Raw genomic sequence first — 17,593 nt, 5'->3', positions numbered from 1 at the left:
AATAGAGATCCTTTAGAGGATTTTATTGACCAGTTTTTTTTAGGAATTTAGTAAATGACCAATGTAGATATCCTGATAGAAAAAATCAAAACCAGTCACTTTCTTTCTATTAATAACACCTAATTTTTTGATACATAGGCAAAGTTTCAATGACCCACTATTTTTTTGATTTTTACCATTCCCAATGAGTTTTTGTTGAAAATTGCTCAATAAAGAAGCGAACCCTTATTTTTCCATTGCTCCCTTTATTTGCGTTAAAATTAAGGTTTAATGACTAATTGGGTATTAAATATAATTTTTTATGTTAAAACATTGTGAAAGTTAAAATAAGTTAATTAATATTCGTAATATTTAGGATAGTAACGAATAATAAGTTTTTAATCATTGAACTTGAATTATTAAATTGACAGGTGGAATTGAGTAGCTGAATAGGGGATTTTTTAATTTGCTAACAATAGAAAAGAGATTTCCATTCTTTAGGAATGAATAGCTTTCAAAGCTTTATATAGAATTAGTTGTAAAAAAACGAATTAACTTAAAAATAAGCCCAATGAAACAACCCAAGATGGCCAGAGGAGAAGACTCTGACTGACAATCAACTAATGCAATACACCCAATAGCCAAGGTTTTGAAGAATTAACTTTCTTCAAAACCTACTTACAGATTTCATTCATTGCCCAAATAAAAACATAGTTTAGGTAGAATTCCATTGATTTTCCTGGCCTCATGTAAATGGATTATTGAGTATTGCTTTTTGCATCAAAAGTAAGGTTTGTCTCTTTAAAGAGTTGACTAGATCTTTTTTTAGTTTACTTCTTTTTAGAAGCCGAGTGCTCATGTTAGTAAATACTTAAACTATTTTAAAAATGACAAAGTACCTATTGAGGAATTTCAATCTACATTCCCATCGCTTGTTATTGATTTTTTTGATTTTATTAGTAGCCAATGCTAATGCAATGGCCTTGGATGAACTACCAATCAAAAATTCCCCAACTGCGAAACATGTATTTGACATCAATGTTTCAGGAACTGTTTTGGATGAAAGTGGACAGCCAATTCCCGGAGCCACCATTTCTGTGCCAGGAACCACGATAGGTACTGCCACAGATTTGGATGGGAAATATTCCATTTCAGTTCCAGAAGGAGCATCGTTGGTGTTTTCATTTATTGGGTTTCAAACCCAAACAATAGCGGTAGCCAATCAAACAACATTAAACATTGTGCTTTTAGAAAATACCCAGGCATTGGATGAGGTGATTGTGGTCGGTTACGGAACAGCAAAAAAATCAGAATTGACCAATGCTGTAGTCCAGGCCTCAGGAGAAGACATTAAAAAGTCTTCGGCAGTTTCACTCTCCAATGCACTCTCTGGTAAACTGGCAGGTTTGTATGTTAACCAACGCAGCGCTATGCCTGGATTTGATGACGCCCAAATTTTGATTAGGGGATTCAACACCACTAGGGATAACTCTGCATTAATTGTAATTGATGGTGTTGCCAATGCGGATCCAGATGGGTTAAATCGGCTGGATCCCAATGATATAGAGTCTATCTCTGTCCTGAAAGATGCTTCAGCAGCAATCTATGGTGCTCAGTCTGCAGGTGGTGTGATTTTAGTAACTACAAAGCGGGGGAAATCAGGAAAACCAACCTTTAATTTATCTACAAGCCATTTGTTCCAGTCCCCTACTACTCGTGTTAGGACCGCCAATGTTTTTGATTACATCAATGTTTTAAATCAGAGCAGGGCATTGGACGGTACTGCACCGGATTTTCCAGATGAGTTAATTCAGGCATTTAGAAATGGTGACAGAAGGGCAGAGGACTGGTGGGAAGCACTGGTAGACCCTCCAGCAGTAATTGGAAGACAATCACTCACCATGAGAGGTGGCTCTGATAAGATAAGGTATTTTACTTCTGTAGGAACGGTTTCCCAAGGTGGAATACTTAGAGCTGATGACATTACTAAATTGAAACAATACAATATAAGAGCAAATCTGGATGTAACCGTAACGGACGATTTGGAGGTAGGTCTTGATCTTTCCTTACGAGAAAAATTTACCAGGTCACCTCAAGGAGGATCGGGAGCAATTGGAGCATTTGCTTCTACCAGTCCACTTCAAGAAGCATATATTGATGGAGATTATAGGTATCCGGGAGAAGGGTGGTCCCATTTAAATCCGGCGGCCAGATTATTGAGTCCTGGCTATCGGAAGTATACCAATGATGTGATTAATGGAACCTTCAGATATGACTACAAAATTCCATTTCTTGAAGGACTTAGCATTGATGGATTTGCTTCCATTGTAAAGACGTTTAATTACAATAAATCCTTTGACTTTGTTTGGGATTATTATGAGAAAAATTCTCAAGGGGAAATTGTTAAAAGAACATCACGTACAGTAGAAGACATTGGCTTAAGGGAAGATTTTAACCAAAGTTCAAGGATCACCCTCAACTCAAAAATCAAATACCTGACGACCATAAATGAAGTGCATAAAATCAATGGTTTTGTTGCCTACGAACAAATGTCTTATGAAGACAATTTTTTCTGGGCACAACGACTGGGTTTTGACTCACCGCAAATAGATCAACTTTTTGCAGGAAGTGAAAACCGGAGCAATTGGAACAACAGTGGTGGCGCTGGACAGAGTGCGAGAAGAAACTATTTCGGTAGAGTAAGTTATGATTACGCCAGCAAATATTTATTGGGTTTTAATTTCAGGTATGATGGATCTCCCATTTTCCCTAAAGAAACAAGATGGGGCTTTTTCCCCGGTGTATCGGCAGGTTGGGTGATTAGTAATGAATCCTTTGTTTCGGATGAGCTTTTTAGCAATATAAAGCTTAGGGCTTCCTGGGGCCAACTGGGAAATGACCGGGTTAATCCCTTTCAGTACATAGGAAGATTTGGCTATGGTACCGGCTGGGTAGTGGATGGAAATGATGTCCGTGGAATAGCAGCATTGACCACACCCAACCCAAATATAACCTGGGAAGTTTCAGAAACTACAGATATAGGACTTGAGCTTGCTTTTCTGGAAGACAAAGTAACTTTCGAAACTGACATTTACAAAACCAAGACAAGCAATATCCTTGGTGCGCGACAAGCATCAATACCTCAATATACAGGTTTGGTTTTACCCGATGAAAACATAGGGGAGATGGAAAGCAAAGGCATAGAGTTTCAATTGGGCTACCGTCAATATCTTGGGGAAGTAAGCTTTAGGGTAAGTGCGAATTATTCTTACAATGACAATAAAGTGATCTTTTTTGATGAAGTTCCTCAGGCCGAACCCTATCAAAAGCAGGAGGGCAGGCAGTTTGGCTCGGAACTGGTCTACAAAGCGATCGGTATATATAGAAACCAGTCAGATTTAGACAATAACGTCAACTATCCCAATGCTTCTTTGGGAGGGTTAATTTTCGAGGATTTAAACAACGACAATGTTATCGATGGGAATGACAGGTATCGATACAATACGAACCCATTTCCCAAATCACAATTTGGGCTGACTTTTGGTTTCGACTACAAGACCTTTGACCTTACCTTTTTGCTACAAGGGCAGGCTGGAGGAAAGTTTCGGCTTGACAATGGGTTTGATTCTGGAGCCAATGGAAATGGACTCGAATATGTTGCTAACAACAGCTATGATTTAGACAATACGAATGCATTATTACCCAGGATAAGGCCTGTTGGGTTTGCCGCCAATAACAATGATTTCTGGTATCATACTTCCACCTGGATACGTTTTAAATCTGCTGAATTGGGTTATAGCATACCTAATAATATTTCGGATAAAATCGGTATTTCCGGGGCCAGGCTATACTTATCAGGCGAAAATTTATTCCTTATTTATAACAGTTTGGAAAAGTTTGGTGCAGGGGATCCGGAATTTCTTAGTGGTAAGGGAGGGATTTACCCCAATATGCGCTCTCTTGGATTTGGACTTAACCTAACTTTTTAAATATTATGAAAGATAACATATATAAAATCGATATGATTAAGAAGTTAGTTGTTCTAATTGTTACCGGCTTTATTTTCACTTCCTGCAATGAAAATCTTCTGGAACGCCAGCCCTTAGATGCAATTTCAGAAGAAAACGTATTTACGGATCCGGTGTTCTTACAAAATTATGTTTACAATATATACAACGGAATTAAGCCCCACTGGAGCCCGGGAACAGGTGGGTATATTGGCATGACGGATATTGCTGCATCTGCACCTGACACCCACAATAGATCAGGAGGAATCAGACAATACCTGGAAGGAAATATAAATTCTGATAATGTTACGCAACTTACCAATATTTGGGCGGAGGAATACGACTACATTAGGAGGGCCAACATATTTTTTGAAAAGGTAGAAGATTCTCAAATCGATGAGCAGGCATTGAATAGAATGAAAGGGGAGGTGCATTTTCTGAGAGCTTGGATGTATTTTGAGCTGGTTCGCACCTTTGGTGGTGTGCCAATAATTACCAATAGCTTCAGCCTGAGTGACGAATCCTTTGACGTCAGTAGAAATAGTTATGAAGAGTGTGCGAATTTTGTTTTGTCTGAAACTGAATTGGCCATTGGACTACTGGATGGGTACTCTCAGGAACCTGGCAAGATTAGTAAGAATGCTGCCTTGGGATTAAAAGCCAGAATGCTGTTGTACATGGCGAGCCCTTTGAACAATCCATCCAATGACATGTCCAAGTGGCAGGCTGCTGCTGCAGCCAATAAGGCGGTGATAGATGCTGGCTATACCTTGCATCCTACCCATGAAGATTTGTTCAAGCAACCAGTTAAAACAGATGAAACTATCTTTGGGCGGTCTTTTACAGCAGGATCAAGGATTCCTGACTGGGGCTACAACTATGATTTTTGGCCCAGTGGCTTCGATGCAAGGCAGAGAATAATGCCGACTCAAACATTTATCAATATGTTCCAGATGGCCAATGGAGAGTATCCATATCTTGAAGATGGCACCACAGTAAATCCTGCTTCCGGTTATAATGAGCAAGAGCCCAATAAAGACAGGGATCCAAGGTATTACAGTTACATTCTTTACCCTGGGGCAGGTCCTGTCAATATCATTGATGGATCTAAAAGTACCATGAGGTTGTACGAGTATTGGGAAGATGCCAACCCAAACCCTGATAATTTACCTCCCTACCAGAACCCTAATAAAGTGGATCCCAATAACAATCAGGAATTGTTTGACTTTGGTAGAGATTCTGAGACCTATTGGGTCAAAGGGCTAACGCCGTTTCATTGGAGGGTTCAAACAGGGTATACCTTTAGAAAACTTCTGGATTTTAATGGGCCAAGGGCAAGTTTTGACTTCGATTATAGCCAGTTGATGGTATTTATGAGACTTCCTGAATTCTATTTGAATTATGCCGAAACCCAGATTGCTTTGGGAAATGAGGAAGTCGCCAGAGAGTACATCAATAAAGTTAGGCGTAGGCCTTCTGTAAATATGCCTGATATTGCCAGTTCTGGAACTGAGCTGATGAGGGATTATAAAAACGAAAGAGCTGTTGAATTGCATCTTGAAGACATTCATTTTTGGGATTTGCTAAGGTGGAAAGATGCACCTGGAAAAATAGACTTGTTCCCAATAAGAGGTTTGAGTAAAGTTACCATGGATTGGACAAATGCCCAGGAGGGAGATTTGTTAGGGGAATTAAATTTCACCTATGGCCCAATAGATGAAGTAGATCCAAGATTTCCATGGCCTGGTGATTATTACTATTTGTTTCCTATTCCAAGAGAAGAAATCCAAAGAAGTAACAATAGCATTACCCAGAACCCTGGCTATGGTGACTAAGATTTAATTAATTTTAATACTATGAAACCACAGATTCAAATCAAATAATTACAGATTTGAATCTGTGGTTATTTTATAATTTCTGAATATTATTTATCCTTAATCATTTAACCCGAATTAGTCAAGAGGCTTCCTATTAGTGATTTTAGTAGGTGTTCAAATAAAATATATATTCTGGGGTTGGTTAATATTGGAACAAGAATTAAAAATGAGTAAGACAATTATAAGTACTTCCTTTTTCCTAATGCTAAGCAGAAAATTTAAAACAGGTCGATTATTGTGCATTACCCTTGGTTTTTTAGTGTTATTCAGTTGTAACAATACGACGGTAAAAAAGGAGGCACATTTATTCAATCAATTATCAAGCAAGGCATCAGGCATTGGTTTCCAAAATATTTTGACAGAGAATGATTCGGTAAATTATTTCAATTACATGTACATCTATATGGGAGGAGGAGTGGCCATTGGCGACTTGAATAACGATGGCCTACAAGATGTTTATTTTACCGGTAATATGGTAGAAAACAAGCTTTACCTGAACAAAGGAAGCATGCAATTTGAAGACATAACCGAAGAGGCAGGAGTGGGAGGAGATGCCAGATGGGCAACAGGTGTGACCATGGGGGATGCCAATCAAGATGGCTGGCTTGACATTTATGTAAGTGTTTCGGGAAAATGGGAAACGACCAAAAACCTCCTATATATCAATGATGCAAATGAGGGAGGGGTACCGACTTTTACAGAGTCAGCAGAAGCCTATGGCTTAGCAGACGAAGGCAATAGTACACAGGCTGTCTTTTTTGATTACGACATGGACGGGGACATGGACCTTTATGTGATAAACTATCCAATAGTTTCCTCTAGGACCAATATATTGGAGTTTTTAAGTTATAGGGACCTGGCCCCTTATCATCGCAGCGACAGGTTATACAGAAATGAAGGCAACCAGAAGTTTACGGATGTTACGATTGCTTCAGGATTGGCCAAATATGGCTTATCCCTCGGGGTTTCAGTAGCTGATTTTAACCAGGATGATTGGCCGGATATTTATGTTTCAAATGATTTTAGCACTCCGGATTATTTTTTAATCAATAACAAGGACGGAACATTCACCGATGAAAACCTGAACCTAACCAACCATACCTCCTATTTTGGGATGGGGCTTGATGTTGGGGATTTCAATAATGATGGTTTATTGGATATTTATCAGGTTGACATGATGCCTAAGAGTTACCGTAGAGCCAAGGAAAATATGGACAGCATGGATCCGGAACGGTTTTATAATATTGTGGACAATGATATGCACCATCAATATTCTATAAACACCTTACAAATGAACCTGGGGAATAATCCTTCGGGCTTGCCATTTTTTGCAGACATTGCCAAGTTTACAGGCTTGAGTGCTACAGATTGGAGCTGGGCTTCGCTGTTTGCGGATTTTGATAACGACGGTTGGAAAGATGTTTATGTCACCAACGGGGTTAGGAGAGACATCAACAATAGCGATTATTTCAGAAGTGATGAAGTGAAGAATTTTGAGTCAGAAAATACCTTGAAATTAACATTGGAAATCCCCTCCGAGAAAATTGATAATTTTGCTTTTAAAAACAATGGAGATCTCACTTTTACAGATGTCTCTAAAGAATGGGGAATCAATTTTAATGGCTTTTCAAATGGTGTTGCCTATGCTGATCTTGACAATGATGGAGACCTGGACCTGGTTGTAAATAACCTGGATGATAAAAGTGCATTGTATGAAAACACTACTAGTGATCAGGACTTAAATAATTATTTAAGAATAAAATTGAAAGGTCCAGAAGGGAATGCCTTTGGCATTGGCTGTAAAATATGGATTGAGGATGGATCGGAAATGCAGTTTCAGGAAATGTCTATGACACGAGGCTTTCAATCTTCTGTCGAACCTATTGTTCATTTTGGTGTAGGGAAGAAAGAAAATATTGCGAGGTTAAAGGTGCTATGGCCGGATGGGAAAGTACAGGTGATAGAAAATCAACCAGTTAACCAGGTACTTGAGCTGGCCCATCAAAATGCCAGTAAAAGCGGTGAACTTCAAGTTGAAAATCCGCCGAAGTATTTCAAAGACATTACCAAAGAAGTGTTGCTAGACCATAAACACGAAGAAAATAAATTCAATGATTTCCAATACCAGGTATTGCTACCTCATAAAATTTCAGAATATGGTCCTGCTTTGGCTGTAGCTGATATAGACAATGATGGTTTGGATGATTTTTATATTGGAGGGGCACACAATTTTGCAGGAAAGCTGTACCGTCAAAATGTCGACGGCACTTTCTCAGAAGTGTCTGAAAATCTTTGGAAAGCAGATAAAATGCAGGAAGATACCGGAGCCGTGTTTTTTGATGCCAATGGAGATGGACTCTTGGATTTGTACGTAGTGTGTGGAGGGAATGAGTACAGTTCCGGAGATCCTTATTATCAAGATAAATTTTACCAAAATAAAGGGGATGGTGTATTTGAGAAAATGGCACAAGCGCTCCCGGAAATGCGTGCAAGTAGTGCTGTGGTGGAACAAGCTGACTACGACAATGATGGTGACTTGGATTTATTCGTTGGAGGAAGGGTTAGTCCACGAGCCTACCCGAACGCGCCAAAAAGTTATATTCTGAAAAATGAAAGCAGTTTATCCACGGTAAAATTTATTGATGTAACGCAGGAGATTGCACCGGTTTTAGGAGATTTGGGAATGGTCACAAAGGCCAAATGGGTAAATCTCGATGGGGACGAATTTCAGGACTTGATGATAGTAGGTGAATGGATGGGAATTACTTATTTAAAAAATAAAGAAGGTAAATTTATCGACCAAAGCGACGCAATGGGGATAGGGGAAGCCACCGGATGGTGGTCTGGACTTGTGATGGATGATTTTAATAAGGATGGTCTGGATGATTTTATTGTAGGGAATTTAGGGAAAAATTATAAATACCAGGCTTCAGAAGAATCTCCATTTAGCTTATTTGCCTACGACTATGACAACAATGAGCAACAAGATCTGGTGCTAAGTTATGTGGATAAAGAACAAGGTATAAATGTGCCTGTCAGAGGCAGAGAGTGTTCCTCACAACAGATACCTGCCATAAAGGCAAAATTTAAAGATTACCACTCTTATGCAACGGCTAGTTTAGAAGACATATATACGACAGAACATTTAGAAAAATCCACCCATTATCAGGTGAAAAGCTTTGCCCATTATTATATGAAAAACCTTGGGGATGGACGCTTTAAATTATCAATGTTAGACCATTTTGCTCAGTTGGCTTCTATAAATGCCATGGTGCCCATGGATGTGAATAAGGATGGGAATTTAGATGTTGTGTATGCTGGTAATCTATATGGGTCGGAAGTCGAAACTCCTAGAAATGATGCTTCTTATGGTGGCCTTTTGTTGGGAGATGGGGAAGGAGACTTTAAAAGCCAAATGCCCTATGAAAGTGGATTATTTGTAAAAGGAGAAGTGAAAGATGCGCAGAAAATTAGATTGGCTGGAGGGGCAGAAGGGATTCTTTTTGCAAAAAATAACGGTTATCTTCAACTAATTAAAGTAAATCTTTAAACAGATCTTATCCGAAATGTATAATAGAATAGCTATTGCATAAATTGGTTGTAAAAGCTTATTGAAGAGATGGATGCGCAAATTTAAAGTTTCGAATTTTCACCCTTTTGGTTACACAAAAACAAGTATGGTTAAGGATTGTCCTGTGCTGACAATTCTTTGTATACTCTTATTTTTAGGGCTAGCTGCATGTGGCCAATCCAAGGTTGAAAATGACAACCATGCACATACCAATGCCTTGGTAAATGAAAGTAGCCCATATTTATTGCAGCATGCCCACAACCCCGTAGACTGGGTTCCCTGGAGCGAAAAGGCATTAAGTATAGCAAAAGAACAAGACAAACTTGTAATTGTAAGCATTGGTTATTCCTCTTGCCATTGGTGCCATGTGATGGAGGAGGAAAGTTTTGAGAATGAAGAAATCGCAGCATTCATGAACGAAAACTTCATCAACATTAAAGTAGACAGAGAGGAAAGACCTGATGTGGACATGGTGTACATGACAGCACTTCAATTGATGAAGGGGAGCGGAGGATGGCCGCTAAATGTGGTCACTTTGCCTAATGGAAAACCATTGTATGCTGGCACTTATCATAGCAGAGAGGAATGGCAGGAGGTGTTGACGCAGGTAAGGGATTTCTATCTAGAGAACCCAGTCAAGGCAAATGAATATGCAGAAAGGGTTGCCAACGGGGTGCAGGAGGCCAATCAGATTCAAGTAGTGCATGGTCTAGAAGAATTACCTAAGGAGATAGCAAAGGACATAGTGAAGCAATGGAAGCCTTTGTGGGACACTGTCCATGGAGGAGATCAGGGGCAGCAAAAGTTTATGATGCCTTCCAATCTTGATTTTTTAATGAATTATGCTGCATTGGAAGGAGATGAAGAAGCCCAGGCACATATAAAAAATTCGCTTGACAAAATGGCTATGGGTGGGATCTATGATCAGATAGGGGGAGGATTCTTCCGATACAGTACGGATGAGGAATGGAAATATCCACATTTTGAAAAAATGCTGTATGACAATGCCCAAATGATAAGCATCTATTCAAAAGCCTTTCAAATTTTTAAAAGCCCGCTCTATGAGGAGGTAGTTATAACCACTATTGATTTTCTGGAAAGAGAAATGAAAAATGACGCAGGTGGATATTATGCCGCATTGAATGCGGATACGGATGGCGAAGAAGGTAAATATTATATTTGGGATCAAGAGGAATTATCCCAAACCCTTAGAGAGGATTATAGGCTATTTTCCTCTTATTATGCCATCAATTCAGAAGATGTAGGAGAAAATGGAAATTTGGTATTGTACCGCCAAGAGGGTGATTCGCTATTTTCGGAACGCAATGGACTGACTAAAGATGATTTAATTGTTTTGAAAAATCGTTGGAATACATTGTTGCTGGATAAAAGGGCGCAAAGAACCACACCCGATATTGACGATAAAATTATTACTTCCTGGAATGCCTTACTAATTAATGGCTATTTAGACGCTTACTTCGCTTTTGAAGACAATCGTTTTTTAGCGCGTGCAATTGAAATTTTTAACTTTATCAATAAAAACTCCCTAGAGAACCTGAAATTGATACATTCTTATAAAAAAGGAGGTCGGAAAGTAGAAGGTTTTTTGGAGGATTATTCCTTTTTGGTAAATGCTTTAATAAAATTATACAGTGCTACCATGGATGCTAGTTACCTGAAAAAGGCTGAAGCACTTCACAAAGCGGCCAATCAGCTTTTTCAGGATGAAGCCTCAGGTTTATACCGCTACAATCAAAACAATGCACTTATTTCAACACTGATAAATACGCATGATGGAGTCATTCCTTCACCAAATGCAATAATGGCAGAAAATGGCTTTTACCTTGGTCATCTGCTATATGAGCCTAAACTTATAATAAAGTCAAAAAATATGAGCTCAACCATATTGCCCTTGACAACGGAGAATCCTTCGGGTTATGGTAGGTGGAACAATCTTTTGATGAATCAAACCTATCCATTCTACGAAATAGCTGTAGTTGGTGAAAATGCAAAGGATTTGTTGTCCTCTTTTCAAAAGGTCCACTTGCCCAATACTTTGGTAGTGGCTAGTCCTTCAGAAAGTTCACTGCCTTTGTTTTTAAATAGGTATGTTGAAGAGGAAACTTATATATATGTTTGTCAAAACAACACCTGTAATTTGCCGGAAACAGCTCCTGAAATTGTAATAAACCAATTGAAAACATACTAGTTTTTTAGTGAAATAATTAACAATCGGTTTGTGGGTAATTGATTCTAAATTGATGGCAAATCTAATGTCTGATCAGTGTTGAAATCAATAGTGATCCGATTAGTGAAATTTTAATTTCTTTTATTAAACAAATCGCGGAAAATGAATTTTAGCAAACGAATATTTGATCTGGTTTTTGACTTTCGAACGTTTAAATTGTCCCGTGTTTTTTTGCCTTTTATGGTCATATGTTTGCTTATGACAGCCTGTACAGTTTACCAGGTGAAAATCAAATCAGCCCCACCTTCCATAAGTGAAATAAAATATTCAGTTTCAGAAGCAGCGGACTGGAACAACTTGTTTGTACGCAATAGTGGGTGGTTTGGCGGAGATGGAATTTTCACCCTTCCACTAGACGGTGTGGATACCGTAAATACTGATGCCGATAGCCAAACACTTGTGTTATTTAGTGACAGTTTAATAGGCGAAATCAAGGATGGAAAAGTTGATTCAACATTTCAGATGATCAACAATTCTGTGGCAATGATCAAAGGAACAGCACCATTGGACAGTGCGGTATCTTTTCATTGGGCAAAAGATGAAAATGGTATGCCCAGGTCTATTTTTATACCCAATACCATTGCTTCAAAACCTGGAGAATATTTCTGGCTCGGAGATGGGTTTGTAAATTATGAAAAGGGAAATGATATTTATCTTTTTGGGTACCGGATCCAAACAACAGATGCTGAAGTTTTCCCATTCAAGGAAGTTGGGAATGTATTAATTGTTATTCCTCAGGGGAGTAAGCCTCCTTTTTCGGATCATCGTCAAATTGATACTCCTTTTTATATGGAAGGGAGTCCTGAGGCCACAGGCTCTTTCGGTGCAGGTGTCTTGGTGAATACCCACAATTCTGGATCAGTTAATCCTGATGGATTTGTGTACATATATGGTGTAAAAGGCGTAAAAAAGGAAGTTCTGGTGGCCAGAGTAAGACCAAAGGACATTGAGAAATTCTCTTCATGGAGGTTTTGGGATGGAGTCGATTGGCAAAATGAAATGCTAAAGGCGAGTCCTATCGCTGACCGTGCCTCCAATGAGCTCAGTGTTACGCCTCTAAAAGATGGAAGGTACGCTATGGTTTTTCAAAAAGATGCCATTGGGACTGAAGTTGGGTTGAGGTTGGGCTTGTCTCCTGTAGGCCCTTTTGGTCCTATTATACCTGTTTGGGATGCTGCAGATGACCTAAAAGATGGCATTCAATTGATTAGTTACAATGCCAAAGCCCATCCCCATTTGTCCCGACAAAATGAGTTGTTAATAAGTTATAACATCAATTCATTTGATTTTTTTCCAGCAATTAAAAAGCAGCCACATCTTTACCGCCCACGATTTTTTCGGTTAAAATTTGAGTAACCCAGGATTTTGATTGAGTTCATTGAAAACGGTGGTATAGAATAACCAAGCTACATCTTATTCCCTGAATGGGCTTAGTTCAATTTTTAACCCAATCTGAGATAGCTAACAACTTAAACAATACCTTTCAGCTAATATTAATAGTACAATAGCTTAAATTTTTTTAATAATACGTAGTATTAATAAGCAATTAGGTGAATATTTCCTTTGTTTTGTAGCAAAATATTTAAAATATACATTGAAATGTAGTTTTATTGTTTTAAATTTATTAGGATTCAGGAAAGGTGAATTTATATCAATTTCCTTATTTAAACCATTTGATATTGTAAGCGAATGGTTTAAGTAGATTTATGGAAATTTACATTCCCATATGCTGAATAATTAGATTTGAAACTATAGTATAAAATTAAGATTTAGTTTTATTAAAAGACAAAGAGAGCAATCAACCAATAATGGAAATCGCAATATTAATTTGAGTCAGGGAGGGATAATTCGGGGAAGCACCAGTATTGATTTGCTTTTTATATTGAATTCAAGGCAGGAATTTTGGGTTTTGAGGCAATTTGTTTTGGCATCAAATAAAAATTGACTCCTTTACTGATCTGGTATTGCTAAGGTTTTAAGCGCAACGATTGCAGTGAGAAAGCAAGTCCCAATGGATAGGTAGGGTTCTTGGATGAATAATGGGCTTTCATCGCCACATTAATTTTTTTTATAAAACAGAAACAGAGAAATAGATCATTATATAAGAATTGATATCTCCATTTGAAAATAATTATTGGTTGTCTAATGGTTTTGGTGTTTATGAATATGGTTTAAAGCCTTTTATTTCGCTTCAAATACGGTTTTACAGTAAGTACAAATATGTAAAAAAGAGGCTTTATCACTAACAAATTCACTTACCATAATCACCAATTAGCTATTGTTTAAATATTATCATTTTACTCCGGATTGTGGAATAGGATTCGTTGTGGGAATTGCAATTACCAAAAACAAGTGAATTGTTAGTTGGGACAGTGGGTCGCCATGCCTTAAAGGAGATAGAAACGATTGACTGCTTTTAAGTGATTCCTTCGCAAAATAGAATGGCTATTGGCTATCTCGAGTTTAACCAAACCCCGATTGTATGGAAAAGACAAATACTAGTTAGCCGCATCTCAAATGGATCTAATCTGGATATAATAGCGTAGCAGTATTACCTGTTTCTAATTTCAGGGTTGCGTAATTCGAAGGTATCCAAGTTTTCCATTTGTGTATCTGAATTCACTTAATTAATAACCCAAAATAAACCTGTCGTATGAAAAAAGTACTACTTAGGCTGTTCTATGCCTTATTGATTCCTTTGATAATAGGTTCTCAATTATTCGCCCATCCAGGATTTCCTGGAATTGAAATAGCAAATAATAATTTTAAAGAAACGAATGCTGACTTTTCGTTTCCACTTATCAACCCCACAATGAGTGCGACGAAAAATTACTCAGTGCTTTCTGAAAACGTGCTGTCAGCATCCTCTAAAGAGGAAAAGGCCTTTCGGCTAATTGACAATTTGAGGATTGAAAAAAAGGTAGACAAAGCGTTTAAAAAGATTACCGGTCAGGTGAAAGATTCGAATGGTGAACCAATTCCTGGAGTCACCATCACTGTTCTGGGTACCAATGTCGGAACAGTCACCAATTTAGAAGGAAGGTATTCTATTGATGCTGAAGAGGGGGGCACATTGGTTTTTTCCTTTATTGGTTTTAAATCCCAAAATGTACTTCTTACAAATCAGTCCATTATCGACTTGACTTTGGAAGAAGATGTAGCAAATCTTGATGAAGTGATAGTAGTAGGATACGGCACCCAGAAAAAAGCCAATATGACAGGTGCTGTTGCTACAGTGGGAGGGGACGAGATCATCAAGAGGCCATTAAACAATGTAGCAGGACTGCTACAAGGAAAAGTATCAGGCCTACAAGTTTCTTCCCATTCGGGTAAACCAGGAAGTGAGAACAATGCCTTAAGAATAAGGGGTTTGGGGACTTTTAGTGCTGCAGGAAGTGAGCCACTTGTTTTGATCAATGGCATTGCGGGCGATATGACAAATATTGACCCGAATGATATTGAATCCATTTCAGTTCTAAAAGATGCTGCTTCCAGTGCGATTTATGGTGCGAGGGCTGCCAATGGTGTGATCTTAATTACTACAAAAAGAGGTAGTGCAGGAGAATTGTCTGTAGAAATCCATAGCAATGTGCAGGTGCACACTGCTACCAGATTGCCTGAGTTACTAAGTAATTCAGCTGACTATATGATGTATTGGAACCAAGGTAGGGCACGAAGTGGTCAAACTCCTTATTTTACGCAACAGGAAATTGATGCTTTCAGAAACAACCCCAATGACCCGATAAATTACCCTAATTTTGACTGGGTAGACCATTCATTTAATTCTGCTGTTGCCCAAATGCATTCTGTCAGAATAAGTGGAGGTAATGAAAAAACATCCGTTGGACTTTCGCTAGGTTATTTTGATCAGCCTGGAATTACCAGTCTTTATGAGTTTAAAAAATACAATGCCAGGTTAACTGTCGACACCAAGATAAACAATTGGTTAAAGGTTGGAGGTGACATTCAGCTGGTCAATAAAGACATACAGCGTAGTAATTGGGACAATGGAAACGTGGATTATCAGGTGTTGGCAATTTATGGTGCAGCGCCTAATTACACGCCTACCATGACCTTAGCAGACGGCTCTACAGGATATGTGGCCAGGTACAGTTCAAATATAGGAGAGTGGACTGTTCGGAATCCGGATGCGCAAAATGTTAGTGGTATTCAGACAGATATTAATATGAACGTTTTGCCTCAGTTTTATGCGGAGATCACACCTGTGAAAAACCTGACCTGGTATACCAAAGGTGCCGTAACCTACGATTCCAGAGCATATAAAAATCATGAAAACCCTGTAGACAATTATTTCTTTAAGGATGGGGCCTATGCACACAATAATTCCACCTGGCAATTGGGGGTGAGGGAAAACTGGTATTCAAGCATGTGGACCACCTTATACTCTACTTTGAATTATAAAAAAATATTTAACGATGTTCACAATGTCAATATACTAGGAGGTTACAATCAGGAATACAACCTAAGTCGGCAATTGAGGGGGAGCAGGGTTCATTTTCCTACCAATGACCTTAAAGAGTTGGATGCCGGAGCACCTTTGGATCAAAGTACCGGAGGAAGTTCAAGTGAGTGGAGCATCATGTCCTTTTTTGGAAGGGCAATGTATGATTATAAGGAAAAATACCTGGTAGAAGCCAATGCCAGGTATGATGGTACCTCCCGAATTACGCAGAAAAATAGATGGGGATTCTTTCCTTCTGTTTCTGCTGGCTGGAGAATTTCTCAAGAGCCTTTCTTAATGCAAAGTAACTGGGTGGAGAATTTTAAGATCAGGGCTTCCTGGGGCCAGTTGGGGAATCAGAATATTGGTCTTTATCCTTATCAAGAAGTATTGTCAACCACCTCCTATGCCTTTAATACAGCCTATCCAGGCGCAGTATTAAATCGTTTGGTGGATCCATCCCTACGCTGGGAGACCACCACGATGACAGATATTGGTTTTGATTTGACTTTAAAGGAAGGATTGATCCATGTTACCTTTGATTGGTTTGATAAGGTCACAGATGATATTTTGTACAATGTGCCAATTCCTGCAAGTGTTGGGCTTTCTCCTCCTACGGTAAACTATGGTAAAATGAGAAATACCGGCATCGAGGTAGAACTTGGGTCTCGAAAACAATTTGGAGATTTCGGTTACGACCTGAGTGTTAATTTCTCGACGTATAAAAATGAGGTGTTAAGAATATTGTCTCCTGTGTACGGAAATTATACCATCCAGGAAGGCCTGCCTTTCAATTCTCACTACATGGTGGAATGGATAGGAATTTTCCAAAATGAGGAAGAAATTGCCAATAGCCCTACGCACCAGTTTAATCCAAAACCTGGGGATTTGAAATTTAAAGACCAAAACAATGATGGGGTCATCAATGCAGAAGACAGGGTTGTGATGGATGGGGCTTATCCCAAATTCTATTACGGCGCTTCTATTAATTTATCCTGGAAAAACTTTGATTTAAATGCATTCTTCCAGGGAGTGGAAGGTTACAAGCAAAGTACTCAGGGATTGACCTGGGGATTGGTTCCTTATATTCAGGGATCTCCTCCTCCGATAGATTTTATTAACAATATGTGGACTGGGGAAGGTTCAACCAATGCTCATCCTGCCATGTATATTTCAGGATATGCTCCAGTGACAGGGACTAGGAATTCCTACTGGTTGTTGGATGCCTCTTATCTCAGGCTGAAAAATCTCGCAGTGGGCTATAATTTACCTTCCAGCTTATTGCAGGGAATAGGGCTAGAATTTGCCAGGCTTTATATATCGGGAGACAACTTGTTTACCATAACTGACTGGCCGGGTTCCGACCCTGAGAGGGCCAATACCAATTGGTTTCAAGCCTACCCTCAGATTACCAGTTATACTTTGGGATTAAAAGTCAAACTTTAATAA

At 38.8% G+C, this 17,593-nt stretch carries 6 protein-coding genes; all 6 read left to right on the top strand.

Annotated features, from left to right (window positions below; genetic code table 11):
- Positions 1-866 precede the first annotated feature (866 nt).
- The 6 genes from AC0L7T_RS17525 to AC0L7T_RS17500 all read left to right on the top strand — a co-directional run bounded on the left by AC0L7T_RS17525 (position 867) and on the right by AC0L7T_RS17500 (position 17,590).
- Complete coding sequence (locus tag AC0L7T_RS17525) at positions 867-3,968, top strand: SusC/RagA family TonB-linked outer membrane protein (RefSeq protein ID WP_473337029.1); 3,102 nt, start codon at positions 867-869, stop codon at positions 3,966-3,968.
- A gap of 5 nt (positions 3,969-3,973) precedes the next feature.
- Positions 3,974-5,821 (top strand): RagB/SusD family nutrient uptake outer membrane protein, encoded by a 1,848-nt coding sequence (locus tag AC0L7T_RS17520; RefSeq protein ID WP_473337028.1) that lies wholly within the window; start codon positions 3,974-3,976, stop codon positions 5,819-5,821.
- 208 nt (positions 5,822-6,029) lie between these two features.
- Entirely contained in the window at positions 6,030-9,413 is a 3,384-nt protein-coding gene (locus tag AC0L7T_RS17515) for a VCBS repeat-containing protein (protein WP_473337027.1), read from the top strand.
- Between the two features lie 127 nt (positions 9,414-9,540).
- Positions 9,541-11,643 carry a thioredoxin domain-containing protein gene (locus AC0L7T_RS17510; RefSeq protein ID WP_473337026.1) on the top strand — a complete coding sequence of 701 codons (2,103 nt, stop codon included), beginning with the start codon at positions 9,541-9,543 and terminating at the stop codon, positions 11,641-11,643.
- Between the two features lie 141 nt (positions 11,644-11,784).
- On the top strand, positions 11,785-13,038 hold the full coding sequence (locus AC0L7T_RS17505; RefSeq protein WP_473337024.1) for a DUF4185 domain-containing protein: 1,254 nt from the start codon (positions 11,785-11,787) through the stop codon (positions 13,036-13,038).
- A 1,297-nt stretch (positions 13,039-14,335) separates the two neighbouring features.
- Positions 14,336-17,590: a SusC/RagA family TonB-linked outer membrane protein gene (locus tag AC0L7T_RS17500; RefSeq protein WP_473337023.1), complete on the top strand. Its 3,255-nt coding sequence runs from the start codon at positions 14,336-14,338 to the stop codon at positions 17,588-17,590.
- Positions 17,591-17,593 lie beyond the last annotated feature (3 nt).

The organism is Cyclobacterium sp. 10D3-21 (genome assembly GCF_055809755.1).
This window is presented reverse-complemented; position numbering and strand designations above follow the sequence as displayed.

Excerpts from the sequence above, each read along its gene's own strand:
- AC0L7T_RS17505 (WP_473337024.1), top strand. The coding sequence starts at position 11,785 with ATGAATTTTAGCAAACGAATATTTGATCTGGTTTTTGACTTTCGAACG.
- AC0L7T_RS17500 (WP_473337023.1), top strand. The coding sequence starts at position 14,336 with ATGAAAAAAGTACTACTTAGGCTGTTCTATGCCTTATTGATTCCTTTG.
- AC0L7T_RS17520 (WP_473337028.1), top strand. The coding sequence starts at position 3,974 with ATGAAAGATAACATATATAAAATCGATATGATTAAGAAGTTAGTTGTT.
- AC0L7T_RS17525 (WP_473337029.1), top strand. The coding sequence starts at position 867 with ATGACAAAGTACCTATTGAGGAATTTCAATCTACATTCCCATCGCTTG.
- AC0L7T_RS17515 (WP_473337027.1), top strand. The coding sequence starts at position 6,030 with ATGAGTAAGACAATTATAAGTACTTCCTTTTTCCTAATGCTAAGCAGA.
- AC0L7T_RS17510 (WP_473337026.1), top strand. The coding sequence starts at position 9,541 with ATGGTTAAGGATTGTCCTGTGCTGACAATTCTTTGTATACTCTTATTT.